31 protein-coding genes are annotated in these 23,628 nt (G+C 61.7%); 3 read left to right on the top strand and 28 right to left on the bottom strand.

Annotated features, from left to right (window positions below):
• Positions 1-228: 228 nt before the first annotated feature.
• On the top strand, positions 229-567 hold the full coding sequence (locus NKI46_RS08760; RefSeq protein ID WP_006205430.1) for a P-II family nitrogen regulator: 339 nt from the start codon (positions 229-231) through the stop codon (positions 565-567).
• A 59-nt stretch (positions 568-626) separates the two neighbouring features.
• Positions 627-2,036: a type I glutamate--ammonia ligase gene (glnA, locus tag NKI46_RS08755; RefSeq protein ID WP_023672775.1), complete on the top strand. Its 1,410-nt coding sequence runs from the start codon at positions 627-629 to the stop codon at positions 2,034-2,036.
• A gap of 137 nt (positions 2,037-2,173) precedes the next feature.
• Here glnA and NKI46_RS08750 read toward each other — a convergent pair whose 3' ends face one another.
• Entirely contained in the window at positions 2,174-3,214 is a 1,041-nt protein-coding gene (locus NKI46_RS08750) for a glutamine synthetase beta-grasp domain-containing protein (RefSeq protein ID WP_023748691.1), read from the bottom strand.
• Positions 3,215-3,531: 317 nt separating this feature from the next.
• Here NKI46_RS08750 and NKI46_RS08745 point away from each other — a divergent pair, with 317 nt between their 5' ends.
• Positions 3,532-3,729 carry a DUF2735 domain-containing protein gene (locus tag NKI46_RS08745; protein ID WP_023672773.1) on the top strand — a complete coding sequence of 66 codons (198 nt, stop codon included), beginning with the start codon at positions 3,532-3,534 and terminating at the stop codon, positions 3,727-3,729.
• Between the two features lie 94 nt (positions 3,730-3,823).
• On the opposite strand, the gene NKI46_RS08740 is transcribed toward NKI46_RS08745, so the two are convergent.
• From NKI46_RS08740 to rplP, 27 genes are all read right to left on the bottom strand, one after another.
• Positions 3,824-5,710, bottom strand: a complete 1,887-nt coding sequence (locus NKI46_RS08740; protein WP_023743043.1) for an MFS transporter — start codon at positions 5,708-5,710, stop codon at positions 3,824-3,826.
• 179 nt (positions 5,711-5,889) lie between these two features.
• Entirely contained in the window at positions 5,890-6,681 is a 792-nt protein-coding gene (locus tag NKI46_RS08735; RefSeq protein WP_023748694.1) for an ATP12 family chaperone protein, read from the bottom strand.
• A gap of 11 nt (positions 6,682-6,692) precedes the next feature.
• Complete coding sequence (locus tag NKI46_RS08730; RefSeq protein WP_502896809.1) at positions 6,693-7,550, bottom strand: DMT family transporter; 858 nt, start codon at positions 7,548-7,550, stop codon at positions 6,693-6,695.
• A 62-nt stretch (positions 7,551-7,612) separates the two neighbouring features.
• Positions 7,613-8,593: an RluA family pseudouridine synthase gene (locus tag NKI46_RS08725; RefSeq protein WP_023672769.1), complete on the bottom strand. Its 981-nt coding sequence runs from the start codon at positions 8,591-8,593 to the stop codon at positions 7,613-7,615.
• A 133-nt stretch (positions 8,594-8,726) separates the two neighbouring features.
• Positions 8,727-9,101 (bottom strand): fluoride efflux transporter CrcB, encoded by a 375-nt coding sequence (gene crcB, locus NKI46_RS08720; RefSeq protein ID WP_023726805.1) that lies wholly within the window; start codon positions 9,099-9,101, stop codon positions 8,727-8,729.
• Positions 9,102-9,125: 24 nt separating this feature from the next.
• Positions 9,126-9,956, bottom strand: coding sequence for an aspartyl/asparaginyl beta-hydroxylase domain-containing protein (locus NKI46_RS08715; protein WP_352459020.1), 831 nt, complete (start codon positions 9,954-9,956; stop codon positions 9,126-9,128).
• Between the two features lie 183 nt (positions 9,957-10,139).
• Entirely contained in the window at positions 10,140-11,450 is a 1,311-nt protein-coding gene (locus NKI46_RS08710; protein ID WP_023730668.1) for a replication-associated recombination protein A, read from the bottom strand.
• Between the two features lie 47 nt (positions 11,451-11,497).
• On the bottom strand, positions 11,498-12,991 hold the full coding sequence (locus tag NKI46_RS08705) for a DegQ family serine endoprotease (protein WP_023734056.1): 1,494 nt from the start codon (positions 12,989-12,991) through the stop codon (positions 11,498-11,500).
• A gap of 197 nt (positions 12,992-13,188) precedes the next feature.
• A complete protein-coding gene (rplQ, locus tag NKI46_RS08700) occupies positions 13,189-13,620 on the bottom strand; it encodes a 50S ribosomal protein L17 (RefSeq protein WP_023691248.1) in 432 nt (143 codons plus the stop codon).
• 101 nt (positions 13,621-13,721) lie between these two features.
• On the bottom strand, positions 13,722-14,732 hold the full coding sequence (locus NKI46_RS08695) for a DNA-directed RNA polymerase subunit alpha (RefSeq protein WP_023682599.1): 1,011 nt from the start codon (positions 14,730-14,732) through the stop codon (positions 13,722-13,724).
• 102 nt (positions 14,733-14,834) lie between these two features.
• Positions 14,835-15,224, bottom strand: a complete 390-nt coding sequence (gene rpsK / locus NKI46_RS08690; RefSeq protein ID WP_006205444.1) for a 30S ribosomal protein S11 — start codon at positions 15,222-15,224, stop codon at positions 14,835-14,837.
• A 126-nt stretch (positions 15,225-15,350) separates the two neighbouring features.
• Entirely contained in the window at positions 15,351-15,719 is a 369-nt protein-coding gene (rpsM, locus tag NKI46_RS08685) for a 30S ribosomal protein S13 (protein WP_006205445.1), read from the bottom strand.
• 211 nt (positions 15,720-15,930) lie between these two features.
• Positions 15,931-16,539 (bottom strand): adenylate kinase, encoded by a 609-nt coding sequence (locus NKI46_RS08680; RefSeq protein WP_023738902.1) that lies wholly within the window; start codon positions 16,537-16,539, stop codon positions 15,931-15,933.
• Positions 16,536-17,876: a preprotein translocase subunit SecY gene (secY, locus tag NKI46_RS08675; protein ID WP_023672761.1), complete on the bottom strand. Its 1,341-nt coding sequence runs from the start codon at positions 17,874-17,876 to the stop codon at positions 16,536-16,538. The genes NKI46_RS08680 and secY overlap by 4 nt, the downstream gene beginning before the upstream one ends.
• A gap of 257 nt (positions 17,877-18,133) precedes the next feature.
• Positions 18,134-18,604, bottom strand: a complete 471-nt coding sequence (rplO, locus tag NKI46_RS08670; protein WP_023672760.1) for a 50S ribosomal protein L15 — start codon at positions 18,602-18,604, stop codon at positions 18,134-18,136.
• A gap of 22 nt (positions 18,605-18,626) precedes the next feature.
• Positions 18,627-18,824 carry a 50S ribosomal protein L30 gene (rpmD, locus tag NKI46_RS08665; RefSeq protein ID WP_006205449.1) on the bottom strand — a complete coding sequence of 66 codons (198 nt, stop codon included), beginning with the start codon at positions 18,822-18,824 and terminating at the stop codon, positions 18,627-18,629.
• A gap of 24 nt (positions 18,825-18,848) precedes the next feature.
• Positions 18,849-19,412, bottom strand: a complete 564-nt coding sequence (gene rpsE, locus NKI46_RS08660) for a 30S ribosomal protein S5 (RefSeq protein ID WP_006333394.1) — start codon at positions 19,410-19,412, stop codon at positions 18,849-18,851.
• 154 nt (positions 19,413-19,566) lie between these two features.
• On the bottom strand, positions 19,567-19,926 hold the full coding sequence (gene rplR / locus NKI46_RS08655; protein WP_023682602.1) for a 50S ribosomal protein L18: 360 nt from the start codon (positions 19,924-19,926) through the stop codon (positions 19,567-19,569).
• A 140-nt stretch (positions 19,927-20,066) separates the two neighbouring features.
• On the bottom strand, positions 20,067-20,600 hold the full coding sequence (gene rplF, locus NKI46_RS08650) for a 50S ribosomal protein L6 (protein ID WP_023682603.1): 534 nt from the start codon (positions 20,598-20,600) through the stop codon (positions 20,067-20,069).
• A gap of 41 nt (positions 20,601-20,641) precedes the next feature.
• On the bottom strand, positions 20,642-21,040 hold the full coding sequence (gene rpsH / locus NKI46_RS08645) for a 30S ribosomal protein S8 (protein ID WP_006205453.1): 399 nt from the start codon (positions 21,038-21,040) through the stop codon (positions 20,642-20,644).
• Between the two features lie 12 nt (positions 21,041-21,052).
• A complete protein-coding gene (rpsN, locus tag NKI46_RS08640) occupies positions 21,053-21,358 on the bottom strand; it encodes a 30S ribosomal protein S14 (RefSeq protein WP_010909282.1) in 306 nt (101 codons plus the stop codon).
• A 27-nt stretch (positions 21,359-21,385) separates the two neighbouring features.
• Complete coding sequence (rplE, locus tag NKI46_RS08635; protein WP_023672755.1) at positions 21,386-21,985, bottom strand: 50S ribosomal protein L5; 600 nt, start codon at positions 21,983-21,985, stop codon at positions 21,386-21,388.
• Positions 21,978-22,292 (bottom strand): 50S ribosomal protein L24, encoded by a 315-nt coding sequence (rplX, locus tag NKI46_RS08630; RefSeq protein ID WP_013531428.1) that lies wholly within the window; start codon positions 22,290-22,292, stop codon positions 21,978-21,980. The genes rplE and rplX overlap by 8 nt, the downstream gene beginning before the upstream one ends.
• 12 nt (positions 22,293-22,304) lie before the next feature.
• Entirely contained in the window at positions 22,305-22,673 is a 369-nt protein-coding gene (gene rplN / locus NKI46_RS08625) for a 50S ribosomal protein L14 (RefSeq protein WP_006205457.1), read from the bottom strand.
• 72 nt (positions 22,674-22,745) lie between these two features.
• Positions 22,746-22,985 carry a 30S ribosomal protein S17 gene (rpsQ, locus tag NKI46_RS08620; RefSeq protein ID WP_010909280.1) on the bottom strand — a complete coding sequence of 80 codons (240 nt, stop codon included), beginning with the start codon at positions 22,983-22,985 and terminating at the stop codon, positions 22,746-22,748.
• A gap of 11 nt (positions 22,986-22,996) precedes the next feature.
• Positions 22,997-23,197, bottom strand: coding sequence for a 50S ribosomal protein L29 (gene rpmC / locus NKI46_RS08615; RefSeq protein WP_006205459.1), 201 nt, complete (start codon positions 23,195-23,197; stop codon positions 22,997-22,999).
• A 13-nt stretch (positions 23,198-23,210) separates the two neighbouring features.
• A complete protein-coding gene (rplP, locus tag NKI46_RS08610; protein WP_006205460.1) occupies positions 23,211-23,624 on the bottom strand; it encodes a 50S ribosomal protein L16 in 414 nt (137 codons plus the stop codon).
• Between the last annotated feature and the right edge of the window lie 4 nt (positions 23,625-23,628).

The following is a 23,628-nucleotide window of genomic DNA, read 5'->3' as shown; positions in this document are numbered from 1 at the left end:
GCAATCTGCCTAATTATCGTGCAGACGCCCGAAGCGGCAATGTGTAGGCTTCGGGCAGCTTTGCCGCAGCCGAAGCAGAGGATGACGCGAATGTGCATCCCGGCGCGGCGCGGCATTGGAATTGCGCGAAACCGCTTCGCGTGGGCTGAAATTGGCACAGTTCGTGCTTGATGGAGGCGCAAGCGGGGCGCACAACCCGTTTTTTTGGCAGTGGAGGCCACTTTTTACATGAAAAAGATCGAAGCGATCATCAAGCCGTTCAAGCTAGACGAAGTGAAGGAAGCGCTTCAGGAGGCCGGTCTGCAAGGCATAACCGTGACCGAGGCCAAGGGCTTTGGCCGCCAGAAAGGCCATACCGAACTCTATCGCGGCGCCGAATATGTCGTCGACTTCCTGCCCAAGGTGAAGATCGAAGTGGTGCTGGGCGACGACGCCGTCGAAGGCGCCATCGAAGCCATCCGCAAGGCGGCGCAGACCGGCCGCATCGGCGACGGCAAGATCTTCGTCTCCAACATCGAGGAGGTCGTTCGCATCCGCACCGGCGAAACGGGGATGGACGCCGTCTGAGCTTTCTGATTTCAGATTAACGTCTCCTCGAAACGTCATCCACACAGGGAAGAAACGACATGACGACAGCCAAAGACATCATGAAGCAGATCAAGGACAACGACGTGAAATTCGTCGACCTGCGCTTCACCGATCCGAAGGGCAAGCTGCAGCACGTGACGATGGATGTCATCGAGGTCGAGGAAGACATGTTCGCCGACGGCGTCATGTTCGACGGCTCCTCGATCGCCGGCTGGAAGGCGATCAACGAGTCCGACATGGTGCTGATGCCCGATGCGGACACCGTCCACATGGATCCGTTCTTCGCCCAGTCGACCATGGTCATCCTGTGCGACATTCTCGATCCGGTCTCCGGCGAATCCTACAACCGCGATCCGCGCGGCACTGCAAAGAAGGCCGAGGCCTACATGAAGGCCGAAGGCATCGGCGACACCATCTATGTCGGCCCCGAAGCCGAGTTCTTCGTCTTCGACGACGTCAAGTACAAGGCCGATCCCTACAACACCGGCTTCAAGCTGGACTCGACCGAACTGCCGTCCAACGACGACACCGATTACGAGACCGGCAATCTCGGCCACCGCCCGCGCGTCAAGGGCGGCTATTTCCCTGTGCCGCCGATCGACAGCGCGCAGGACATGCGCTCCGAAATGCTGACCGTGCTCGCCGAAATGGGCGTGCGCGTCGAAAAGCACCATCACGAGGTTGCCGCTGCCCAGCACGAGCTCGGCATCAAGTTCGACACGCTGGTCCGCAACGCCGACAAGATGCTGATCTACAAATATGTCGTGCACCAGGTCGCCAACGCCTATGGCAAGACGGCCACCTTCATGCCGAAGCCGATTTTCGGCGACAACGGCTCGGGCATGCACGTCCACCAGTCGATCTGGAAGAACGGCAAGCCGACCTTCGCCGGCAATGAATATGCCGGCCTGTCGGAGTCGTGCCTGTTCTACATCGGCGGCATCATCAAGCACGCCAAGGCGATCAACGCCTTCACCAACCCGCTGACCAACTCCTACAAGCGCCTTGTGCCTGGCTATGAAGCCCCGGTGCTGCTCGCCTACTCCGCGCGCAACCGTTCGGCCTCCTGCCGCATTCCGTTCGGCTCGTCCCCGAAAGCCAAGCGCGTCGAGGTCCGCTTCCCCGATCCAGGCGCGAACCCCTACCTCGCTTTCGCCGCCATGCTGATGGCCGGCCTCGACGGCATCAAGAACAAGATCCACCCGGGACAGCCGATGGACAAGGATCTTTACGATCTGCCGCCGAAGGAACTGAAGAAGATTCCGACCGTCTGCGGTTCGCTGCGCGAAGCGCTGCAGAGCCTCGACAAGGACCGCGGCTTCCTGAAGGCCGGCGGCGTCTTCGACGACGACCAGATCGACTCCTACATCGAGCTCAAGATGGCCGAAGTGATGCGCTTCGAAATGACCCCGCATCCGGTCGAATACGACATGTACTATTCGGTCTGAACGATAAGCCTCAGCGACAAGGAAAAACCCCGGCGTCAGTTCAGACGCCGGGGTTTTTGTTTGACCAATAGCAGACCGTAGACGTGATAGCAGCAGGCTACGGCGCAGGCTTACGAAGCCTGCGCCGCTATAGATGCTTAGGCGGCCGCCGAAACCTGCGCGCTGGTCGCAACCTCCGCGATGGTCTTCAGGATCTGCGAAGCGATCTGGTAGGGGTCGCCTTGCGAATTCGGGCGGCGGTCTTCCAGGTAGCCCTTGTAGTCATTGTTGACGAAGGAATGCGGCACGCGGATCGAGGCGCCGCGGTCGGCGATGCCGTAGCTGAAGCGGTTCCACGGCGCGGTCTCATGCTTGCCGGTCAGGCGCTTGTCGTTGTCCGGGCCGTAGACGGCGATGTGGTCCATCAGGTTCTTGTCGAATTGAGCCATCAGCGCTTCGAAATAGGCCTTGCCGCCGACTTCGCGCATATAGGCGGTCGAGAAGTTAGCGTGCATGCCCGAGCCGTTCCAGTCGGTGTCGCCGAGCGGCTTGCAGTGATACTCGATGTCGATCTCGTATTTTTCGGTCAGGCGCTGCAAGAGATAGCGGGCCATCCACATCTGGTCGGCGGCCTTCTTGGAGCCTTTGCCGAAAATCTGGAATTCCCACTGGCCCTTGGCCACTTCGGCGTTGATGCCTTCATGGTTGATGCCTGCTGCGAGGCAGAGGTCGAGATGCTCCTCGACGATCTGGCGCGCGATCGGGCCGACATTCGAATAGCCGACGCCGGTGTAGTACGGACCCTGCGGCGCCGGATAGCCGCTCTCGGGGAAGCCGAGCGGACGGCCGTCCTTGTAGAAGAAATACTCCTGCTCGAAGCCGAACCAGGCGCCCTCGTCGTCGAGGATGGTGGCGCGCTTGTTGGACACATGCGGCGTCACGCCATCTGGCATCATCACTTCGCACATCACCAGCACGCCATTGGTGCGGGCCGGATCGGGGAACACGGCAACCGGCTTCAGCACGCAATCGGAGCTATGGCCTTCGGCCTGCTGCGTCGAGGAACCGTCAAAGCCCCACAGCGGCAGCTGCTCGAGCGTCGGGAACTCGGCGAACTCCTTGACCTGGGTCTTGCCGCGAAGATTGGGGACCGGCGTGTAACCATCGAGCCAGATATACTCGAGCTTGTATTTCGTCATTCTAGAGCCTCTCGTTGCTTGATCACCGAACCTGGATGACGCCGGCGCGCCGAGCCATCCAGCAGCCCAGCTGCCAAGCCAATAAAATGCAAATCGTGTGCCACTTCAGTTGGTCAGGGTGCGGCAAAAATGCCCTTTCATGCCGGTGACGAAGGCAAGCCGCCTAAGCAATGCGCCCGGATCGATCAAAGGCAGAATTTGCTTAAATAACAGGCAAATGCCGATCTTTCTTTAGGCATCTTGCCTAAATGGATTGCAGGACTTACCTTGATGGAAAGATGAATCGAAGAGCCTCTCCAGAAGAAAGGAGACCGACCATGGAAATCACCTCAGCCCGTCCGTCGGCCAAAATCCTGATGTTCCCGGTGGCAGCGCGTGCGGGTGCCTCAAATTTAGGCGTAAAGGCCAAGTTTGCGGCAGAGCTTGCTTCGCTGCGCGATCAGCCGCTTGACCATGGCGAGGCTTGGTATCATGAGGCCGCCATTGCGGACGCCGAACAGCCTCGCAAGAGCTAGGCGTCTTCCGCGCTGATAGATCGAACAGGCCCACAAATGAAAAACCCGGCGCGATCGCTCGCGCCGGGTTTTTTGTATGACACAGACCTGTCGGCTACTGTTTGGTATGCAGGTCGGTGCCGAGCGTATCCCTGACGAAGATCATGCCGATGATCAGCGACATTGCCGCGATCACCACCGGATACCAGAGCCCGTAGTAGATATCGCCCTTGTAGGCACTGAGCGCGAACACGATCGCCGGGAGGAAGCCGCCGAACCAGCCATTGCCGATGTGGTAGGGCAGCGACATGCCGGTGTAGCGGATGCGGGTCGGGAACATCTCAACCAGGATCGCCGCGATCGGCCCGTAGACCATGGTCACGTAGAGGACCAGGATGAACAGGATGCCGATGACCTTGGCCCAGTTGACCTGTGCCGGGTCGGCAAACATCGCAAACGCACCCGCTGCCGGAATGCTGTAGACGGTCACCTCGGTGGCGCCGGCTGCCTCATCCTTGGTCAGCACCTTGTCCTTGATCGCCTGCTCGGTCGGGACTGCGGTCTTTTCGCCTGCGCGGATGGCTGCCGCGTCGAGCTTCAGTTCGGGGTTGGCCGCGACAAAGGCGTCGAGCTTCTGGTCGGCAACCTTGGCGGCAGCGCGCTTCAGCGGATAACCACCATCCTGCAAGGCAATATTGATTGCCTTGCCGAAGGCTGCCTCTTTGGCCTTCAATTGATCGCCAGCCGCGACCGCGTCATAGGATTCAGCTGTCTCGTTGCCGATCTTGACTGTAGCAGGCGTTCCAGCCGCTGCCGTCGTCACGACGTCATAAGGCACCGAGTTCTTGCTGAGAAAGGCGGTCGCGATATCGCATGACGTCGTGTATTTGAAAGTGCCCGTGGGGTTGAACTGGAATTTGCAGTCGCCAGGCGCGGCGGTCACAGTCGCACGCGTTGTCTGTTGTGCCGTTGCCAGAGCTGGATTAGCCGCCCAGGTCAGCGCCTTAAACAGCGGGAAAGTGGTGACGATCGCCAGCGCAAGACCGGCCATGATAATCGGCTTGCGGCCGATCTTGTCGGAAAGCCAACCGAACACGACGAAGAAGATCGCGCCTACCGCCAGCGCGATGGCGACCATGATGTTGACCGACTGCGCGTCCACCTTGAGCACATTGGTGAGGAAGAACAGTGCGTAGAACTGGCCGTTGTACCAGACCACGGCCTGGCCGGCGGTGAGGCCGAAAAGCGCCAGCAGCGCAATTTTTGCATTCTTCCATTGGCCGAAGGCTTCCGACAAAGGCGCCTTGGAGCCCTTGCCCTCTTCCTTCATACGGACGAAGGCCGGCGATTCCGAAAGCGTCAGGCGAATCCAGACCGATATTGCGAGCAGGATGGCCGAGAGTAGGAATGGAATGCGCCAGCCCCAGGCCGCGAAATCCTCCTTGCTCAACGAATTCTGCACGGCCAGGATGATGATCAGCGACAGGAAAAGGCCAAGCGTCGCTGTCGTCTGAATCCACGACGTATAGAAGCCACGGCGATCGTCGGGTGCATGTTCGGCGACATAGGTCGCGGCACCGCCATACTCACCGCCGAGCGCCAGGCCCTGCAGCATGCGCAGCCCAACCAGGATGATGGGCGCCGCGATGCCCCAGCTCGCCGAACCGGGAAGCAGGCCGACCAGGAAGGTCGACAGGCCCATGATCGTGATGGTGACGAGGAATGTGTATTTGCGGCCGACGAGATCGCCGATACGGCCGAACACCAGCGCGCCGAACGGCCGCACGAGGAAGCCGGCAGCGAAAACCAGCAGCGTGAAGATGTTGCGCGTCCCCTCCGGATAAGAGGCGAAGAATGTGGTGCCGATTGCGGCCGCCAATGCGCCGTAGAGATAGAAATCATACCATTCGAAAACCGTGCCGAGCGAGGAAGCGAAGATGACTTTCTTCTCCTCCCGCGTCATGCCGCGGCTGCTTCCGCCGGCGGTCGATGCCAATGCCATTGAACTGTCCTCCCGTGAAATCCGTCTGCTTTCGATTCTGGGCGTCATCGTCGGCGTTCCCTCTGAACGCGACTCGAACCAGCCATCGGCATAAAAAATGACAGAAAGCGACCGCCGGAGGCAGACAGACCTTGGATTTATGACTTTGGTATTAGGTGCAGTGCGGCAAAGGCCGAGGATCAGGTCTTCAGCGCATCGAGCAGGCCGACGGCCGCCATCATGTCGCGTTTGCGAGCCGAGCGGCGTGCGACAGCCTCGGCATCCTGGCCCCAATGCTCGATCTGCCAGTCCTCGTCGACATGGCCGGCGGCCCAAGCCGCATCGCCATCGAGCGCACCGTAATCGACCGCCAGCGCCAGCAGCGCCGACCCGGTCAGCGAAGTCATGACATGGATTGCGGCCAGCCGCAGCGGCTCGGCACGCTGGGCAAGATGGGCGCCGAGGATGGCGATGCTTTCGCGCGGCTGCTCGACATGGATGATGCCCTCGGCGAGATTGAACCGAGCCCCTAATGTCACCCTCGCCCAGTCGATCACCGGATCCCAATGCTGGTTCTGCCGCTCGACCAGCCCCTGCGGGGCGTCGGCGCGGTAGCAGGTCAGATCGGACGAGGCGAAGCGCAAGACGTCCTCCAGCACCGCCTGCGGGTCGCTGGCGACGCCGTCGATGGCGGTGTTGACCAGACGCAACACCGGCATCGTGACCGGGTCGATGGTCTCGCCCTGTGCAGCGAACTCATTGGCGACCAGGGCGCCGGCCTTCTCGGTCGGCAGCGCCAGCAGCGCCTTGCCCGGCGTGCGCACCGGCTTGCCATCGAGGTGGACGGCAAAACCGTCCTCCACAGCTACGACCGACACGTCCTTGTAGAAGCGCTTCGGCAGGTGCGTCTTCATCTGGATCTGCGCGCGGCGCACCGGATCCGGATCGGACAGATGCTTTCCCGCTTCGAGATCGTTGAGGATGTCACGCATGGTCGAACTTTCTATCCAGGTACCTGCTTGCGCGCCGGCCGGTTGACGATGATCAGGCCGACAGCGATCAGCCCAAGCGCCACAAAGATCCTGGTCGTCGGCGCCTCGCCCAGAATGATAGCGCCGCAGAGGACGCCGAACACCGGCGACAGGAAGGCGAAGCTCGACAGGCCCGATGCCGGATAGCGCCTGAGCAGCCAGAACCACAGCACATAGGTGAAGGCAACTATATAGAGCGACTGGAACAGCAGCGCCAATGTCGGCAAGGCACTGACCGCGCGGATCGGCGGGCCGGCGAAAGGCAGAACCAGGACACCGACAATGGCCGCACCGGCCAGCTGATAAAGCAGCAATTTCTCGGCACTGGTCTCGACCAGTTTCGAACGCTTGATGACGATGCTGGTCGCCGCCCACAGGATGCCCGAGCCGAGGCTGAGCAGATCGCCCATCAAGGTCACGTCGGTGCCGCCGGCAATCCCGTCGGAAAACACCGCCACAAGGCCACAGAAGGCAAGCACGAGCCCGCCAAGCTTGCGCGCGTTGATACGCTCACCGAGCAGGAAATGGCCGCCGATCAGGACCCAGAACGGCATGGTGTTGACCAGCAGTGTGTTGCGGGCAACGGTCGTGTATTCCAGCCCGATATAGAGGCACAGGAACTCGACGCCGAACAGCACGCCGACGATGATGCCGGCGACAAGCGACCCGTCGGCCTTAAACAGCCTGATGCCGCGCAGCCAGCACCAGCCGAGCACACAGAGCCCGCCGATGATCGAACGTGCGATCGAGACGAAAACCGGATCGAAGCCGGCAGAGGAGATCTTGGCGGCGACGTAGTTCAGCCCCCAGGAAAAGGTCAACCCGACCATGATGGAAGCAGCCGCCAGATCGACCGCATCGCGGCGATCCAATGCCGAGGCGACGGCCAATGTCAGTCCTCCGCGCTGGCGTCGTCGAAGCCGATCAGGTTCCAGCTCTGGCGCATATGCGGCGGCATCGGCGCGGTGACGTCGATGACGCCCTTGTCCGGGTGCGGAATGACGATGCGGCGCGCATGCAGATGCAGGCGGTTCTGAATGCCGCCCGGAAAGTCCCAGTTGGTGTCGGCCTCGAAATATTTGGGGTCGCCAAGGATCGGGCAGCCGATATAGGCGGCATGAACGCGCAGCTGGTGGGTGCGGCCAGTGTACGGCTCCATTTCCAGCCAGGTCATCGTCTGAGCCGCCTGCTCGATGATGCGGTAGTAGGACACGGCGTGGTCGGCGCCCTTTTCGCCATGGGCTGCCACGCGCACGCGGTCGCCGTCCTCGGTCGGTTCCTTGATCAGCCAGGTCGAGATCTTGTCCTCACGCTTGGGCGGGACGCCCTTGACCAGCGCCCAATAGGTCTTCTTGGTCTCGCGCGCCCGGAATGACTCGGAAAGCTTCATCGCCGCAAGCCTGGTGCGGGCAACCACCAGCACGCCCGACGTGTCGCGGTCGAGCCGGTGCACCAGGCGCGGCTTCTCGCCCTTCTGGCTGCGCCAGGCCTCCAGCATGTCGTCGACATTGCGGGTGACGCCCGAGCCGCCTTGCACCGCCAGGCCCGCCGGCTTGTTGAAGACGAAGACTTTTGGATCTTCGTGGATCAGCATCTTGGCCAGCACATCGGCGTCGCCCTGGTTGCGGATCGAGTAACCCGTAAGCGCACTCTCGCCCTTCTTGTCGACCTCGAGCGGCGGCACACGCACCACCTGGCCGGGCTCGACACGGCTGTCGGCCTTGACCCGGCCGCCATCGACGCGGATCTGGCCCGAGCGCAGCAACTTCTGCAGATGGCCAAAGCCGAGACCGGGGAAATGGGTCTTGAACCAGCGATCGAGCCGCATGCCCGCCTCGCCGGCCTCCACCGTGATCTGTTCTACGCCTGCCATGATTTTCGCTTTATCCGTTTCTAGCGCGTGACCCCGAAAATCTACTCCGGCTTTCGGAAAGGATCATGCGCAAGATCAAAGTTTCTGCAGCGCGTCCAGAGGATGCGGCGTGCTCCAGGTCGGGGCAATAACACTATGAAACGGTTCTTGCGAGCCAAAGTCCCAGAAACAGGGCGATAATGGCGCCAACGACACTGGCCAGCGCATATCCCAACGCCGGCAGCGTCGCTCCGCGCTCCCACAGGGTCGCGAAATCGAGCGAAAAGGCGGAGAAGGTGGTGAAGCCGCCAAGGATGCCGGTGGCGACGAACAGCCGGAGCTCATTGGAACCGCCGCGCCGCATCAGCGCGGCGACGAACAGCCCCATAACAAAGGAGCCGAGGATGTTGATCGCCATTGTCCCCCAGGGGTAGTTGGGGCCGACGAGGCGCAAGGCGCCGATGTTGGTCAGGTGGCGGATGCCGGCGCCGATGCCGCCGCCGACCACAACGAGAAGCAGATTGAACATGCCCAATCCCTTCAGGCCAACGCCTCAGGTCGTCTCGACCTTCTTTGCCTTGCTCGAGCCGATCATCTTCCAGTTCTTGTAGAACATGGAATTGATGCGCTCGACGGTGACCGAAACGATGGCGAGAAGTCCGGCGATGAAGCCGGGGAACGGCGACGGGCGGATTATGTCCATGAACACGCAGTAGCGGCGTCCGTCATACTCGTTGACCGAGCGGTGCAGCAGCGTGTCGTCGAAAATATAGAGCGGGTTGTCGTGCCAGTAATTCCTGGCGCCGTTGCATTCGACGAAAACCTCTGCCTTCACCGGCAAGAGATTGTAGAGGATGCGCAGGCTGAGCCGAAGCGGTCCGAAATGCCAGGAAGTCGATTCCTTGCCTCTGAAGACAGACACGGCAATGGTCTTGATGTATTTGAAAGCCTTGTTGAATTCCGCGACATTGTCGATCCGGTGCTTGCCGTACCACTGATAGACATACATGCCGCGACGACCGGTGCCGAAATTGGCGTCGATATCGGCGATGATCTCGTCCTTGCGCGCCTTGAAGACGTCAAGAACCTCGTTGACCTCGCGCTGATAATCGGCGGGAAACTGCTCCAGCTTCCACACGCCCGGGTTCCTGTAGCAAACGAGGTCCACCAGCAGATTGAAGGGCGACAGCAGCCAGGTGAAGATGCCATTGCCGAGGAAATAGCCGCGCAACAGCGACAGATCCTTGTTGGCGTTGCGCAGCACATCGATCAGGCCGCAGACGATCCAGATCGTGGTCAGGATCGGAATGAAATAGAATCCGAGCGCGAGCAGCGGGACAGCAATCACAGCCTGGCGAAGCATTTTGCGAAGGGATTTTGTCATTTTCTGTTCGCGCGGCGCGCTGTCCCCGTTCCGAATTATCGCCCGTCCTGGCAGCCTCCCGGCCGAGTCATGCGACGTGATAGGGCTTTTTGTCATGCGGTACAATCACACTGCTGTGACTGGCGGGGACAGAATTTCAGTTCATCGCGGGCAGGCCGAGTTCGTCCCGTTTGTCCCGCGCGCCTATTTTTCCCGCTCGCTGCGCAGCTTTGCCCAATAGTCCAGCCGTTTCTTGATATCGCGCTCGAAGCCGCGTTCGGGCGGATCGTAAAAGGTCTGCCGGCCCATCTTTTCGGGGAAATAGTCCTGGCCGGAAAAGGCATCGGGCTGGTCGTGATCGTAGCGGTAGCCGGCGCCGTAATCCTCCTCTTTCATCAGCTTGGTCGGCGCGTTGAGGATGTGCTTGGGCGGCAGCAGCGAACCGAACTCCTTCGCCGCCCGCGTGGCTGCCTTGAAGGCGGTATAGACGGCGTTGGATTTGGGCGCGGTGGCGAGATAGACGGTGGCCTCGGCGAAGGCCAGTTCGCCTTCGGGCGAGCCGAGATAGTCGTATGCGTCCTTGGCGGCGTTGGCCACGACCAGCGCCTGCGGGTCGGCGAGCCCGATATCCTCCATCGCCATGCGCACCAGCCGGCGGCCGAGATAGAGCGGATCCTCGCCGGCGTCGAACATGCGGGCGAGATAGTAGAGCGCCGCGTCGGGATCGGACCCGCGCACCGATTTGTGCAGCGCCGAGATCAGATTGTAGTGGCCGTCCTGGCCCTTGTCGTAAATCGGCGCGCGGCGCTGGACGATGCGCTGCAACCCTTCGGGATCAAAAACCTCGCCGGGTTTGGCGGCGCGCCAGACTTCCTCGGCCAGCGTCAGCGAGGCCCGGCCGTCACCATCGCTCATGCGGATGAGCATCGCCCGCGCCTCTTCGTCGAGCGGCAGCGCCCTGCCCTCTGTCTCCTCCGCGCGCGTCATCAGCTTGGCGATGCTCTCCTCGCCCAGCGAGTGAAACACCAGTACCCGCGCGCGCGACAAAAGCGCGGCGTTCAGCTCGAAGGACGGATTTTCGGTCGTGGCGCCAACCAGCACGACGGTGCCGTCCTCCATGACCGGGAGAAACGAATCCTGCTGGGCGCGGTTGAAGCGATGGATCTCGTCGACGAACAGCAGCGTCTGGCGGCCATTGGTGCGACGCAGCTTTGCCGCCTCGAACACTTTCTTCAAATCGGCAACGCCGGAAAACACCGCTGAGATCTGCTCGAAGGCAAGGCTGGTCTCGCCGGCCAGCAGCCGCGCCACGGTGGTCTTGCCGGTGCCGGGTGGCCCCCAGAAAATCATCGAGCCGAGCGAACCGGAGTTGATGAGCCGCGTCAGTGCGCCGTCGGGGCCGGTCAGATGCTCCTGGCCGACGACCTCGCCAAGGTTTTTCGGGCGCAGCCGATCGGCCAAAGGCCGGCCGGGCGGCGCTCTTTCCGGTTCATCGACGCTGAACAGATCGGCCATCTAGGTCTTCTGGTTGGAGCACGATCCTCAGAAATGGGAAGATCGCCTCAGTAACGCAACACCTGGCGCAGTATCTGCCCGCCGCGCTCGACGGTAAAGCGCCACCAGCGTGTATCCTGCTGGGCAAGCTGCGCCAGTGTCGCCGCCGTATCGACCGTCGTGCCGTTCACCTCGCGCACGATGTCGCCCGGCTGGAAGCCGAAATCGGCGGCCGGCGAATCGCGGTTGATGTCGACCACGGTGACCCCCTTGAGGTCGGTGCGCAGGCCAAGCCGCTGGGCGAGCCTGGGCGACAGTTCCGCGACCTTGGCGCCGGAGAACGGGCTGCGGCCATGCAGGGTCACTTCCGACGCCTTGGCGCCTTCCGGCGCGCGCTCCAGTGCAATCTCCATCGTCGCCTGCTGGCCCTTGCTCAGGATGGCGAAGGTCGCCTTGGTGCCGATCGACAGGGTCGCCATGCGGTAATCCAGCGCCTCGATGCCTTCGACCGTCGTGCCATTGAGCTGCAGCACGACATCGCCGGGCTTCAGCCCTGCCTTGGCCGCCGGTCCGGCTTCCTCAACCGACGACACCAGCGCACCGGTCGGCTTATCCATGCCAAGCGATTCGGCGATCTGCGGTGTGACCGCTTCGAACTCGGCGCCTATATAAGGCCGCTCGAAGAAATCGAGCCCGGCCTTGGCCGCGTCGGCGAAGGCGCGCACCATGTTGGCCGGGATGGCAAAACCGATGCCGATCGAGCCGCCGCTGCGGCTGTAGATGGCGGTGTTGATGCCGACCAGCTGGCCGCCCATGTTGATCAGCGCGCCGCCGGAATTGCCGGGATTGATGGCGGCGTCGGTCTGGATGAAATAGCCCGAATCCGAAACGCCGATATGGCTGCGGGCAAGCGCCGACACGATGCCGCTGGTGGTGGTCTGGCCGACGCCGAACGGATTGCCGATGGCCAGCACCAGGTCGCCGACCTCGAGGGCGTCGGAATCGCCGATGGCGATCACCGGAAACGGCTTGTCGGAGGTGATCTTGAGCACGGCGAGGTCGAGCGTCTCGTCCTTGAGCATGACCTTCGAGGTGAATTCGCGCCCGTCCGCGGTCGCCACCTTGACCTCGTCAGCATCCTTGATCACGTGGAAATTGGTGACGACCACGCCGCTCGGGTCGACCAGCACGCCCGAGCCGAGCGAGGATTGCGCGCGCGGCTGCGCGCGGCCGAAGAATTCCTCGAAGAAAGGATCGCCGTCAAAGGGCGACGTGACCTTGGCCGTCTGCGAAGCATAGACATTGACCACCGCCGGCGCCGTCTGCTTGACCAGGGGCGCAAACGACAGCTGTACCTCTTCGCGGCCGAACGGCACGCGCTTGTCGGGACCGGAGGTGCCGTTCTCGCCTTCGACGCCATGCAGGAGGTCGGTCAGCACATCGGAGAGCCCCGGATCGGCTGGCTTGGCGGCGTCCTCGGCCAGCGCCTGCCTGACTGTCGGCGCGGCTGCGAACGCCATCATGGCGAAGAGCAGAACAAGAGACAGTCGGTTGGCGCGCATTCGCGAATCCTCCAAGGCAAGTTCGGGGGCATTGTCCCGACGATTGTGCAGAATGAAAGGCTAATGCACTGAAATGCGGCGATTGTCGTGCAAAAGCACTTGGCCGGCAGGCAAAAAAAGCCCGGCGAAGCATGCCCTTGCGACAATGCAAAAAGGGGCCCGAAGGCCCCTTGAAAGTCATTTGCGAAAACCGAGCCTTATGCGGCAGTGGCTTCCTCGTTGGCGCCTTCGGCTTCGAGGCGGGCGCGGTCGCCGGCGCCCTTGGCGTCGGTGTCGCGGTCGACGAACTCGATGACCGCCATGGCGGCATTGTCGCCGTGGCGGAAGCCCGCCTTCATGATGCGCAGATAGCCGCCGTTGCGGTCGGCGTAGCGCGGCGCAATCGTGTCGAACAAACGCTTGACGACGCCTTCATTGCCGATCTGGGCAATGACCTGGCGGCGCGCATGCAAGTCGCCGCGCTTGCCGAGCGTCACCAGCTTCTCGACGATTGGACGCAAATCCTTCGCCTTCGGCAGGGTGGTGACGATCTGCTCATGTTCGAGCAGCGACACGGCGAGGTTGGCGAACATCGACTTGCGATGGCTAATGCTTCGGGCGAAGCGGCGGCCTTTAAAACCGTGGCGCATGGCTCTTTTCCTTCAGTTGTTCAAGAGGCCACGGCCTCTGATGGTTTTCCGCATGACCGTCGGATCGAGCGGCCCACGCCGCCGATCCTTGGACTTCATGCTCAATATTGGTCTTCGTAACGCTTGGCGAGGTCTTCGATGTTTTCCGGCGGCCAGTCCGGCACTTCCATGCCGAGGTGCAGGCCCATCGCCGCGAGCACTTCTTTGATCTCGTTCAGCGACTTGCGGCCGAAGTTCGGGGTGCGCAGCATCTCGGCTTCGGTCTTCTGGATGAGATCGCCGATGTAGACGATGTTGTCGTTCTTCAGGCAGTTGGCCGAACGCACCGAAAGCTCGAGTTCGTCGACCTTCTTGAGCAGCGCCGGGTTGAAGGCAAGCTCGGTAACGGCCTCGGTGGCGACTTCCTTCTGCGGCTCGTCGAAATTGACGAACAGGCCAAGCTGGTCCTGCAGGATGCGGGCAGCGAATGCCACCGCGTCCTCGCCCGAGATCGAACCGTCGGTCTCGATGGTCATGGTCAGCTTGTCATAGTCGAGAACCTGGCCCTCGCGGGTATTTTCGACCTTGTAGGAGACCTTCTTGACCGGCGAATACAGGCTGTCGACCGGGATCAGGCCGATCGGCGCGTCTTCGGCGCGGTTGCGGTCGGCCGGCACGTAACCCTTGCCGGTGTCGACGGTGAATTCCATGCGGATTTCAGCGCCCTCGTCCAGCGTGCAGATGACGTGGTCGGGGTTGAGGATCTCGACGTCGCCAACCGTCTGGATGTCGCCAGCCAGAACCGCACCCGGGCCCTGCTTGCGAACGACCATGCGCTTGGGACCATCGCCTTCCATGCGGATGGCGATTTCCTTGATGTTGAGGACGATGTCGGTCACGTCCTCACGCACGCCGGCAATCGACGAGAATTCATGCAGAACGCCGTCGATCTGCACGGCGGTGACAGCCGCACCGCGCAGCGAAGACAAAAGCACGCGGCGCAGCGCGTTGCCGAGCGTCAGGCCGAAGCCACGCTCGAGCGGCTCGGCGACCAGCGTGGTCAGCGTCTTCTTCTTCGACGAGAACTCGATCTTGTTCGGCTTGATCAGTTCCTGCCAATTTTTCTGGATCATGATGCTTTCCTTCCGTTGACCCGCCACCATCCAATCGTGGCGGGCGACCTGGAGTGCCGTGGAGGAGCGCCTTGAGGCGCTCACGCGGCGTTCGGTAATGTCTTAGACGCGGCGCTTCTTGCGCGGGCGGCAGCCATTGTGCGGGATCGGCGTCACATCACGGATCGAGGTGATGGTGAAGCCGGCCGCCTGCAGGGCGCGAAGCGCCGATTCACGACCGGAGCCGGGTCCGCAGACCTCGACTTCGAGCATGCGCATGCCGTGTTCCTGGGCCTTCTTGGCGACGTCTTCGGCAGCCATCTGGGCGGCGAACGGGGTCGACTTGCGCGAACCCTTGAAGCCCTGGGCACCGGCCGACGACCAGGCAATGGAATTGCCCTGCGCGTCGGTGATGGTGATCATCGTGTTGTTGAAGGTCGAATTGACGTGGGCAACGCCCGAAGAGATGTTCTTGCGTTCGCGACGGCGAACACGAGCGGCTTCCTTGGCCATGATAGTCCTTTCAGTTGATCTCTACACCGCCGTAATGCCAGCGGCTCCACCTTTGAAAGCGAGTAGTGAGCAGGACCAGCGAATAGGGAACCCCTACTCGCTAATGGCTACTCGCTATTCGCTCACTTACTTCTTCTTGCCGGCAATCGACTTGGCCGGGCCCTTGCGGGTGCGTGCATTGGTGTGCGTGCGCTGGCCGCGAACCGGCAGCGAACGGCGGTGACGCAGACCGCGGTAGCAGCCGAGGTCCATGAGACGCTTGATGTTCATCGACACTTCGCGGCGCAGGTCGCCTTCGACCTGGTAGTCGCGGTCAATGGTCTCGCGGATCTGCAGCACTTCCGCGTCGGTCAGCTGGTTGACGCGGCGCTCGGCCGGGATGCCGACCTTGTCGACGATCTCCTGGGCGAACTTCTTGCCAATGCCGTGAATGTACTGAAGCGCAATGACGACGCGCTTGTTGGTCGGAATGTTGACGCCGGCTATACGAGCCATATTCTTCTCTTCTCCATGTGGGACCGGCCGGCCTTCAAAAAAAGGCATGCGCGGCGCTGTTCAAATTACCCGCGTCCGGTGGAGGCCGGCCCTTGCGGGAGTTCCCTAGTTTCAATGCGGCTGCCTTGCCCTTGCGGACAAGCAAAGCCTCATGCCTGATAGGAAGACGGGCCGCCATAACCCAGCGAACCGTTCCAGTCAAGCGCAATCTTTACTTTACCGTAACGGTCTCCCGCGTCACCGCCGCGAGCAGCGCGTCAATCTCCGCCGTCACGGTGTCGACAGGGGCCATGCCGTCGACACTCCTAAGCGAGCGTTTGGCATAATAATAGCCGATCAGAGGCGCGGTCTTCTTGTAATATTCCCGCAGGCGCTCTTCGAACACCACCGGATTGTCGTCCTTGCGCACCGGCTGTCCGGCGGCCTTGGCGTCGTCGGCGCGCTTGACGATGCGGCCGACCAGCGCTTTGTCATCGACGACGAACTCGATCACGGCATCGAGGCCAATGCCGCGCTCGGCGAGCATCGATTCAACCGCATCGGCTTGCACCAGCGTGCGCGGATATCCGTCGAGGATGAAACCGTTGGTGCAATCGGGCTGATCGATGCGCTCGGCCACGATGGCGTTGACGATGGCGTCGGAAACCAGCTCGCCGGCATCCATCACCGCTTTGGCGCGCTTGCCGACTTCGGTGCCGGCCTGCACGGCCGCCCGCAGCATGTCACCCGTCGACAGCTGCGGTATGCCGTATTTTTCTACCAGTCTTTGTGCTTGCGTCCCCTTGCCCGCTCCTGGCGGCCCAAGCAATATCAATCTCATCTGGCCTTCTTCCCCCCGCGCAGCTTCGACTTCTTGATCAGGCCCTCATACTGGTGCGCGATCAGGTGACCCTGGATCTGCGCCACCGTATCGAGGGTTACACTGACCACGATCAGAAGCGATGTGCCACCGAGGTAGAATGGTACGCCAGTTGCCGAAATCAGGAACTCGGGCAGCAGGCACACCAGCACCAGATAGATGGCGCCGACGACGGTGATGCGCGTCAGGACATAGTCGATGTAATCGGCGGTGCGCTCACCCGGACGGTAGCCCGGAATGAAGCCGGAATGCTTCTTGAGCTGGTCGGCGGTGTCCTTCGGATTGAACACGATGGCCGTGTAGAAGAAGGCGAAGAACACGATCATTGCCGCATAGAACAGCATGTAGAGCGGCTGGCCGTGGCCGAGCGAAGCGAGCACGGTGCTTGCCCAGGCCGGCAGGTTTGTCGTCTGCGAGAAGCCGGCGACCGTTGCCGGCAGCAAAAGCAGCGACGACGCGAAGATCGGCGGAATGACGCCCGACGTGTTGAGCTTCAGCGGCAGATGCGAGGTGTCGCCCTGGAACATGCGGTTGCCGACCTGGCGCTTCGGATACTGGATCAGCAGGCGGCGCTGCGCGCGCTCGAAGAACACGATCAGCGCGATGACGATGATGGCCAGCACGATGATCGCGAGTATCAGCCCCGTCGATAGGGCGCCGGTGCGGCCGAGCTCCAGCGTGCCGGAGATGGCGCGCGGCAGGCCGGCGACGATGCCGGAGAAGATGATCAGCGAAATGCCGTTGCCGATGCCGCGGGCGGTGATCTGCTCGCCCAGCCACATCAGGAACATGGTGCCGCCAACCAGCGTGACGACGGTCGAGATGCGGAAGAACATGCCGGGATCGTTGACGATGCCGTTGCCGCCTTCCAGGCCCACCGAAATGCCGTAGGCCTGCACCAGCGCCAGGAGTACCGTGCCGTAGCGCGTGTACTGGTTGATGACCTTGCGGCCCTGCTCGCCTTCCTTTTTCAGCGCTTCCAGCGACGGAATGACCGAGGTCATCAGCTGCATGATGATGGAGGCTGAGATGTAAGGCATGATGCCGAGCGCGAAGATCGCCATGCGCTGCACGGCGCCGCCGGCGAACATGTTGAACATGCCGAGCACGCCCTTGGCCTGCGAAGAGAAGGCCTGCGCGAATGCATCCGGATTGATGCCGGGCAGCGGGATATAGGTGCCGAGGCGATAGACGAGCAGCGCGCCGACGGTGAACCAGATTCGCTTCTTCAGGTCCTCCGCCTTGGCGAAAGCCGCAAAGTTCAGATTCGAGGCTAGTTGTTCAGCAGCCGAAGCCATGCCTGATTCTCCGCTAGAGCATGATGCCGAAAAGTGTGAAGCGGTTTTCGGACAACGTCATGCGCTACTTCTTTGATTTGTATGCCACGCTCGATGCCCGCAGTTCAGGCGGCGCGTGGCACCGAAGCTCACGAGATAAGCTCCGGGCTCTAAACATGCAAGCGGCCGCGTTGACGCGGCCGCCTAATTGATTGGATCAAAGCGCAATCGTGAACAAAAACGGATACCGTTCCTGCCGGCCGCGCTTCAAATTGCCGTTACTCCGCTGCCGCTTCCGGCAGCTTGACCGAACCGCCGGCCTTTTCGATCTTCTCGATCGCGGCCTTGGAGGCGCCGGCGACGTCGAAGGCAAGCTTTGCCTTGAGTTCGCCGTCCGAGAGGATGCGCACGCCGTCCTTGACGCGGCGGATGACGCCGGCGGCAACGAGTGCCTCGGCCGTCACGGTCGCCTTGGCGTCGAGCTTCTTGGCATCGAGCGCCGTCTGGATACGAGCCAGCGACACGACGACAAAGCTCTTGGCGAAGATGTTATTGAAGCCACGCTTCGGCAGGCGCCGATAGAGCGGCATCTGGCCGCCCTCGAAGCCGTTGATGGCAACGCCGGAGCGCGCCTTCTGGCCCTTGACGCCGCGACCGCCGGTCTTGCCCGAGCCGGAGCCGATGCCACGGCCGAGACGCTTCTTGGAGTGCGTCGCGCCGTCCTTGTCACGCAGATCGTTGAGTTTCATCTGGGTTCTCCTGCGCTTTTGCTCAGCCCTCGTCCACGACGCGGACGAGATGCTGGACGGCAGCGATCATGCCGCGCACCGAGGGAGTGTCCTCCAGCGTGCGCTGCTTGTGCATCTTGTTGAGGCCGAGGCCGACCAGCGTTGCGCGCTGTTCCTTCGGGCGGCGGATCGGCGAACCGATCTGCTCAACGGTGATGGTCTTGGTTGCTTTCTTGGCCATGGTCAAAATCCCTGGTCAGATCGACTATTCTTCAGCCGCAACGGCGGTGCCGCGGCGGGCCTGAAGGGTCGAATATTTGATGCCGCGCGCAGCAGCCACATCCTTGGGATGCATCTGGCTCTTCAGCGCGTCGAACGTGGCGCGAACCATGTTGTAGGGGTTCGACGAACCCATCGACTTGGCGACCACGTCATGCATGCCGAGCGTCTCGAAGACAGCGCGCATCGGGCCGCCGGCGATGATGCCGGTACCCTGCTTGGCAGCGCGCAGCAGCACGCGTCCGGCGCCCCAGCGTCCTTCGACGTCGTGGTGCAGCGTGCGGCCCGAGCGCAGCGGCACGAAAATCATGTCGCGCTTGGCCGACTCGGTTGCCTTGCGGATCGCTTCCGGCACTTCGCGCGCCTTGCCGTGACCGAAGCCGACGCGGCCCTTCTGGTCGCCGACGACGACGAGTGCTGCAAAACCGAAGCGACGGCCGCCCTTGACGACCTTGGCGACACGGTTGATGTGGACGAGCTTGTCCACCATGCCGTCATCGCGTTCTTCACGATCGCGGCCGCGGCCGCCATCCCTACGTTCCTGTGCCATATCCTGTTCCTTGTTTTTTTCCGGAAGCACGGTTGCTGATAAGATCCGGTGCGCCTCTTTGGGTCACCGGGGGCGAATTATTTTTCCTTGCATGATCTTGTCCGAAAAGTCTGCAACTTTTTGCTGCGCTGACCTTCGGTTCGGGATCAGGCAATTAGAAGCTCAGACCGCCTTCACGGGCAGCCTCGGCCAGCGCCTTGACGCGGCCGTGATAGATGTAGGCGCCGCGGTCGAAGACGACTTCCTTGACGCCGGCCTTCGAAGCACGCTCGGCGATCAGCTTGCCAACAGCGGCTGCTGCCTCGGTGTCAGCGCCGGTCTTGAGCGAACCCTTGAGGTCCTTCTCGAGTGTCGATGCAGCCGCGATGGTATGGCCCTTGGCGTCGTCGATGACCTGCACGTAGATGTTCTTCGACGTGCGGTGAACCGAGAGACGCGGACGTTCGCCGGCGACCTTCTTGATCTGGCGGCGGACGCGCTGCGCGCGGCGCTGGATGGATTCCTTGGTAGCCATGATAATCTTCCTTGCCTTCAAAAAACGGGGGCCGCCATGTGCGGTAGGCGAAAGCGCCTCCCGCGACCGCTCCCCGCGGCGTTGCACTTCTTTGGCTTGGCCTTTTCCGAAAAGTCTGCAACTTTTCGGGCCCAGGCCTACTACTTCTTCTTGCCTTCCTTGCGGACGATCTTCTCGCCGGCATAGCGGACACCCTTGCCCTTGTAGGGCTCGGGACCGCGATACTCGCGGATCTCGGCTGCAACCTGGCCGACCTGCTGCTTGTCGATGCCGGTCACGGTGATTTCCGTCGGCTTCGGCACAGTGATCGTGATGCCGGCCGGCGTCTCGTAAACGACGTCGTGGCTGAAGCCAAGCGCCAGCTGCAGGTTCTTGCCCTGGAGTGCCGCGCGATAGCCGACGCCGGTGATCTCGAGCTTCTTCTCGAAACCGTCCTTGACGCCCTGCAGGATGTTGACGATCTGCGTGCGCGACATGCCCCACTTGGATCGGGCGGTCTTGGTCTGGTCGCGCGGCTGGACAGCGATTTCGCTGCCTTCCATCTTGACCAGCACTTCGTCGTTCACCACGAACTTCAGCTCGCCCTTGGGGCCCTTCGCCGTCACGGTCTGGCCGTTGACGGTCGCGGTCACGCCCTGCGGCAGCGAAACGGGTTTCTTTCCAATACGAGACATTTGGTTGTCCTCGTCACTTCTCTTGTTTCAGGTCTGCCGAATTAGAAAATCTGGCAGAGGATTTCGCCGCCGACATTCTGTTCGCGTGCTTCGTGATCGGCCATCACGCCCTTGGGCGTCGAAAGGATGGCGATGCCGAGGCCGTTGGCGACGTGCGGGATCGACTTGGCCGAAACGTAAACGCGGCGGCCAGGCTTCGAGACGCGGGCGATTTCGCGCACGACCGGAGCACCGTCGAAATACTTCAGCTCGATTTCGATTTCGGACTTGCCGTTGTCGAAGTCGGTCTGGCTGTAGTCGCGGATATAGCCTTCAGCCTTCAGCACGTCGAGGACGCGGGTACGCAGGCGCGACGCCGGCGTCGAAACGCTCGACTTCTTACGGCCATACGCGTTGCGGATGCGGGTCAGCATATCGCCGAGAGGATCGCTCAATGACATGTTATGTCCTCCTTACCAGCTCGACTTGACCAGGCCCGGGATCTGGCCGTTATTGCCGAGATCACGAAGCGCGATGCGCGATACTTTGAGCTTGCGATAATAGGCGCGCGGACGGCCGGTAACTTCGCAGCGGTTGCGGATGCGGATCTTGGCCGAGTTGCGCGGCAGGGCAGCAAGCTTCAGCTGAGCGCGGAAACGCTCTTCCATCGGCTTGGACTGGTCCATGATGATCGCCTTGAGCGCTGCGCGCTTGGGACCGTACTGGTCGGCAAGCTTGCGGCGCCTGTTGTTCTTCTCGACTGAGCTGGTCTTTGCCATTTCAGATTTTTCCTTTTCTCGCTGCCGTTACTGGCGGAAGGGGAAGTTGAAGGCCTTGAGCAATGCCCTGGCTTCGTCGTCCGTCTTCGCAGTCGTACAAACGATGACGTCCATGCCCCAGATCTGATCAACCTTGTCGTAGTTGATCTCCGGGAACACGATGTGTTCCTTGATGCCCATGGCGTAGTTGCCACGGCCATCGAAGCTCTTCGGATTCAGTCCGCGAAAGTCGCGGACGCGCGGCAGTGCGATGTTCACGAGACGGTCGAGGAACTCGTACATGCGTTCCTTGCGCAGCGTGACCTTGGCGCCGATCGGCATCTTCTCGCGGACCTTGAAGCCGGCGATCGAATTACGGGCGCGGGTGACGACGGCCTTCTGGCCGGCGATCATCGCCAGGTCTTCGGCCGCGATCGAAGGCTTCTTCGAATCCGCGGTCGCTTCGCCGACGCCCATGTTCAGCACGATCTTGTCGATGCGCGGAACCTGCATCTCGTTCTCGTAGCCGAACTGCTCCTGCAGCGCCTTGCGGATGGTCTCGTTGTAGACCTGCTTGAGGCGCGGCGTGTTCTGGGCCTTGGACTGTTTGCTTTCAGCCTTGGGCTTCGTGGTTTGAGCCTTAGCCATTGATGACTTCTCCCGAGCGCTTGGCGACGCGCACCTTCTTGCCGTCCTTCTGGAAGATGAAGCCGACGCGGGTCGGCTTGCCATCCTTGGGGTCGGCGAGCGCGATGTTCGACAGCTGGATCGGCGCTTCCTTGGTGATGATCCCGCCCTCTTGGGACTGGGACTGCTTCTGGTGACGACGGATCATGTTGACGCCGCGAACCAGCGCGGTGTCTTCCTTCGGCTGAACCGAGAGGACTTCGCCCGAACGGCCCTTGTCCTTGCCGGCCAGCACGACGACCTTGTCGCCTTTTCTAATCTTTTGCATTGGTCCGGCTCCTTACAGCACTTCAGGCGCGAGCGAGATGATCTTCATGTGGTTCTTGGCGCGGAGTTCGCGCGGAACCGGTCCGAAGATACGCGTGCCGATCGGCTCTTTCTTGTTGTCGACGAGAACGGCCGCGTTCTTGTCGAAACGGATCACGCTGCCGTCCGGGCGGCGGATGTCCTTGGCCGTGCGAACCACGACCGCCTTCATCACATCGCCCTTCTTAACGCGGCCGCGCGGAATGGCTTCCTTGATCGACACCACGATGATGTCGCCTACGGAAGCGTATTTCCGCTTCGAGCCGCCCAGCACCTTGATGCACATGACACGACGGGCGCCGGAATTATCCGCGACGTCGAGGTTTGTTTGCATCTGAATCATGACTGGCCGCCTTCTTCTCTTCTAACGGGACGGGCTCAAAGCCCCTCCCCGGTCTGTCCAAAATTCGGTTTGTTACGCCTGGTCCGAAGACACGACGATCCAGCGCTTATCCTTGGAAATCGGCTTCGATTCCTGGATGAACACCTGATCGCCGACCTTGTGGGCGTTGTTCTCGTCGTGCGCCTTGTACTTCTTGGTCATGCGCACGGTCTTCTTCATCACGGGATGCGTGAAGCGCCGTTCGACCTTGACGACTACCGTCTTCTCGTTCTTGTCGCTGACGACAGTGCCCTGCAGAATGCGCTTTGGCATGATTTTCGTCCTTAAGCCTTCTTGGCCGCGGACTTTTCCGCAGCGATGGTCTTGATACGCGCAATGTCCTTGCGAACCTGCCGCACGCGCGCGGTCTTCTCGAGCTGGCCGGTGGCCTTCTGGAAGCGCAGGTTGAACTGCTCCTTCTTCAGGCTGGCCAGATCGTCGGTCAGCTGGTCCTGGGTCTTGGTCCGGATGTCTTCGGCTTTCATGATCAGCCCGTCCTTATTCTGCGATGCGCTGTACGAAGCGCGTCCTGACCGAGAGCTTGGCCGCGCCGAGACGCAGCGCCTCACGGGCGGTTTCTTCGTTGACGCCGTCGATCTCGAACATGATGCGGCCCGGCTTGACGCGCGCCGCCCAGTAGTCGACAGCGCCCTTGCCCTTGCCCATGCGCACTTCGGTCGGCTTCGACGTCACCGGCACATCAGGGAAAATACGGATCCACACGCGGCCGGCACGCTTCATCTCACGAGTGATCGCGCGGCGGGCCGCCTCGATCTCACGCGCGGTGACGCGGTTCGGCTCAAGCGCCTTCAGCCCGAAACCACCGAAATCCAGGTTGGTGCCGCCCTTTGCGGTGCCATGGATACGGCCCTTGAACTGCTTGCGGAACTTTGTGCGCTTTGGCTGCAGCATCGTT

The organism is Mesorhizobium sp. M0615 (assembly GCF_040320805.1).
Classification (GTDB): Bacteria; Pseudomonadota; Alphaproteobacteria; order Rhizobiales; family Rhizobiaceae; genus Mesorhizobium.
The sequence above is the reverse complement of the archived record's forward strand: the minus strand, read 5'-3'. Positions and strand labels throughout refer to the sequence as shown.

What these genes read in the sequence shown, in the direction of transcription:
- NKI46_RS08760 (WP_006205430.1), top strand. Translation starts at nt 229, where the DNA reads ATGAAAAAGATCGAAGCGATCATCAAGCCGTTCAAGCTAGACGAAGTG.
- glnA (WP_023672775.1), top strand. Translation starts at nt 627, where the DNA reads ATGACGACAGCCAAAGACATCATGAAGCAGATCAAGGACAACGACGTG.
- NKI46_RS08750 (WP_023748691.1), bottom strand. Translation starts at nt 3,214, where the DNA reads ATGACGAAATACAAGCTCGAGTATATCTGGCTCGATGGTTACACGCCG.
- NKI46_RS08745 (WP_023672773.1), top strand. Translation starts at nt 3,532, where the DNA reads ATGGAAATCACCTCAGCCCGTCCGTCGGCCAAAATCCTGATGTTCCCG.
- NKI46_RS08740 (WP_023743043.1), bottom strand. Translation starts at nt 5,710, where the DNA reads ATGGCATTGGCATCGACCGCCGGCGGAAGCAGCCGCGGCATGACGCGG.
- NKI46_RS08735 (WP_023748694.1), bottom strand. Translation starts at nt 6,681, where the DNA reads ATGCGTGACATCCTCAACGATCTCGAAGCGGGAAAGCATCTGTCCGAT.
- NKI46_RS08730 (WP_502896809.1), bottom strand. Translation starts at nt 7,550, where the DNA reads ATGGTCGGGTTGACCTTTTCCTGGGGGCTGAACTACGTCGCCGCCAAG.
- NKI46_RS08725 (WP_023672769.1), bottom strand. Translation starts at nt 8,593, where the DNA reads ATGGCAGGCGTAGAACAGATCACGGTGGAGGCCGGCGAGGCGGGCATG.
- crcB (WP_023726805.1), bottom strand. Translation starts at nt 9,101, where the DNA reads ATGTTCAATCTGCTTCTCGTTGTGGTCGGCGGCGGCATCGGCGCCGGC.
- NKI46_RS08715 (WP_352459020.1), bottom strand. Translation starts at nt 9,956, where the DNA reads ATGACAAAATCCCTTCGCAAAATGCTTCGCCAGGCTGTGATTGCTGTC.
- NKI46_RS08710 (WP_023730668.1), bottom strand. Translation starts at nt 11,450, where the DNA reads ATGGCCGATCTGTTCAGCGTCGATGAACCGGAAAGAGCGCCGCCCGGC.
- NKI46_RS08705 (WP_023734056.1), bottom strand. Translation starts at nt 12,991, where the DNA reads ATGCGCGCCAACCGACTGTCTCTTGTTCTGCTCTTCGCCATGATGGCG.
- rplQ (WP_023691248.1), bottom strand. Translation starts at nt 13,620, where the DNA reads ATGCGCCACGGTTTTAAAGGCCGCCGCTTCGCCCGAAGCATTAGCCAT.
- NKI46_RS08695 (WP_023682599.1), bottom strand. Translation starts at nt 14,732, where the DNA reads ATGATCCAGAAAAATTGGCAGGAACTGATCAAGCCGAACAAGATCGAG.
- rpsK (WP_006205444.1), bottom strand. Translation starts at nt 15,224, where the DNA reads ATGGCCAAGGAAGCCGCTCGTGTTCGCCGTCGCGAACGCAAGAACATC.
- rpsM (WP_006205445.1), bottom strand. Translation starts at nt 15,719, where the DNA reads ATGGCTCGTATAGCCGGCGTCAACATTCCGACCAACAAGCGCGTCGTC.
- NKI46_RS08680 (WP_023738902.1), bottom strand. Translation starts at nt 16,539, where the DNA reads ATGAGATTGATATTGCTTGGGCCGCCAGGAGCGGGCAAGGGGACGCAA.
- secY (WP_023672761.1), bottom strand. Translation starts at nt 17,876, where the DNA reads ATGGCTTCGGCTGCTGAACAACTAGCCTCGAATCTGAACTTTGCGGCT.
- rplO (WP_023672760.1), bottom strand. Translation starts at nt 18,604, where the DNA reads ATGAAACTCAACGATCTGCGTGACAAGGACGGCGCGACGCACTCCAAG.
- rpmD (WP_006205449.1), bottom strand. Translation starts at nt 18,824, where the DNA reads ATGGCCAAGAAAGCAACCAAGACCATCACCGTTGAGCAGATCGGTTCG.
- rpsE (WP_006333394.1), bottom strand. Translation starts at nt 19,412, where the DNA reads ATGGCACAGGAACGTAGGGATGGCGGCCGCGGCCGCGATCGTGAAGAA.
- rplR (WP_023682602.1), bottom strand. Translation starts at nt 19,926, where the DNA reads ATGGCTACCAAGGAATCCATCCAGCGCCGCGCGCAGCGCGTCCGCCGC.
- rplF (WP_023682603.1), bottom strand. Translation starts at nt 20,600, where the DNA reads ATGTCTCGTATTGGAAAGAAACCCGTTTCGCTGCCGCAGGGCGTGACC.
- rpsH (WP_006205453.1), bottom strand. Translation starts at nt 21,040, where the DNA reads ATGTCATTGAGCGATCCTCTCGGCGATATGCTGACCCGCATCCGCAAC.
- rpsN (WP_010909282.1), bottom strand. Translation starts at nt 21,358, where the DNA reads ATGGCAAAGACCAGCTCAGTCGAGAAGAACAACAGGCGCCGCAAGCTT.
- rplE (WP_023672755.1), bottom strand. Translation starts at nt 21,985, where the DNA reads ATGGCTAAGGCTCAAACCACGAAGCCCAAGGCTGAAAGCAAACAGTCC.
- rplX (WP_013531428.1), bottom strand. Translation starts at nt 22,292, where the DNA reads ATGCAAAAGATTAGAAAAGGCGACAAGGTCGTCGTGCTGGCCGGCAAG.
- rplN (WP_006205457.1), bottom strand. Translation starts at nt 22,673, where the DNA reads ATGATTCAGATGCAAACAAACCTCGACGTCGCGGATAATTCCGGCGCC.
- rpsQ (WP_010909280.1), bottom strand. Translation starts at nt 22,985, where the DNA reads ATGCCAAAGCGCATTCTGCAGGGCACTGTCGTCAGCGACAAGAACGAG.
- rpmC (WP_006205459.1), bottom strand. Translation starts at nt 23,197, where the DNA reads ATGAAAGCCGAAGACATCCGGACCAAGACCCAGGACCAGCTGACCGAC.
- rplP (WP_006205460.1), bottom strand. Translation starts at nt 23,624, where the DNA reads ATGCTGCAGCCAAAGCGCACAAAGTTCCGCAAGCAGTTCAAGGGCCGT.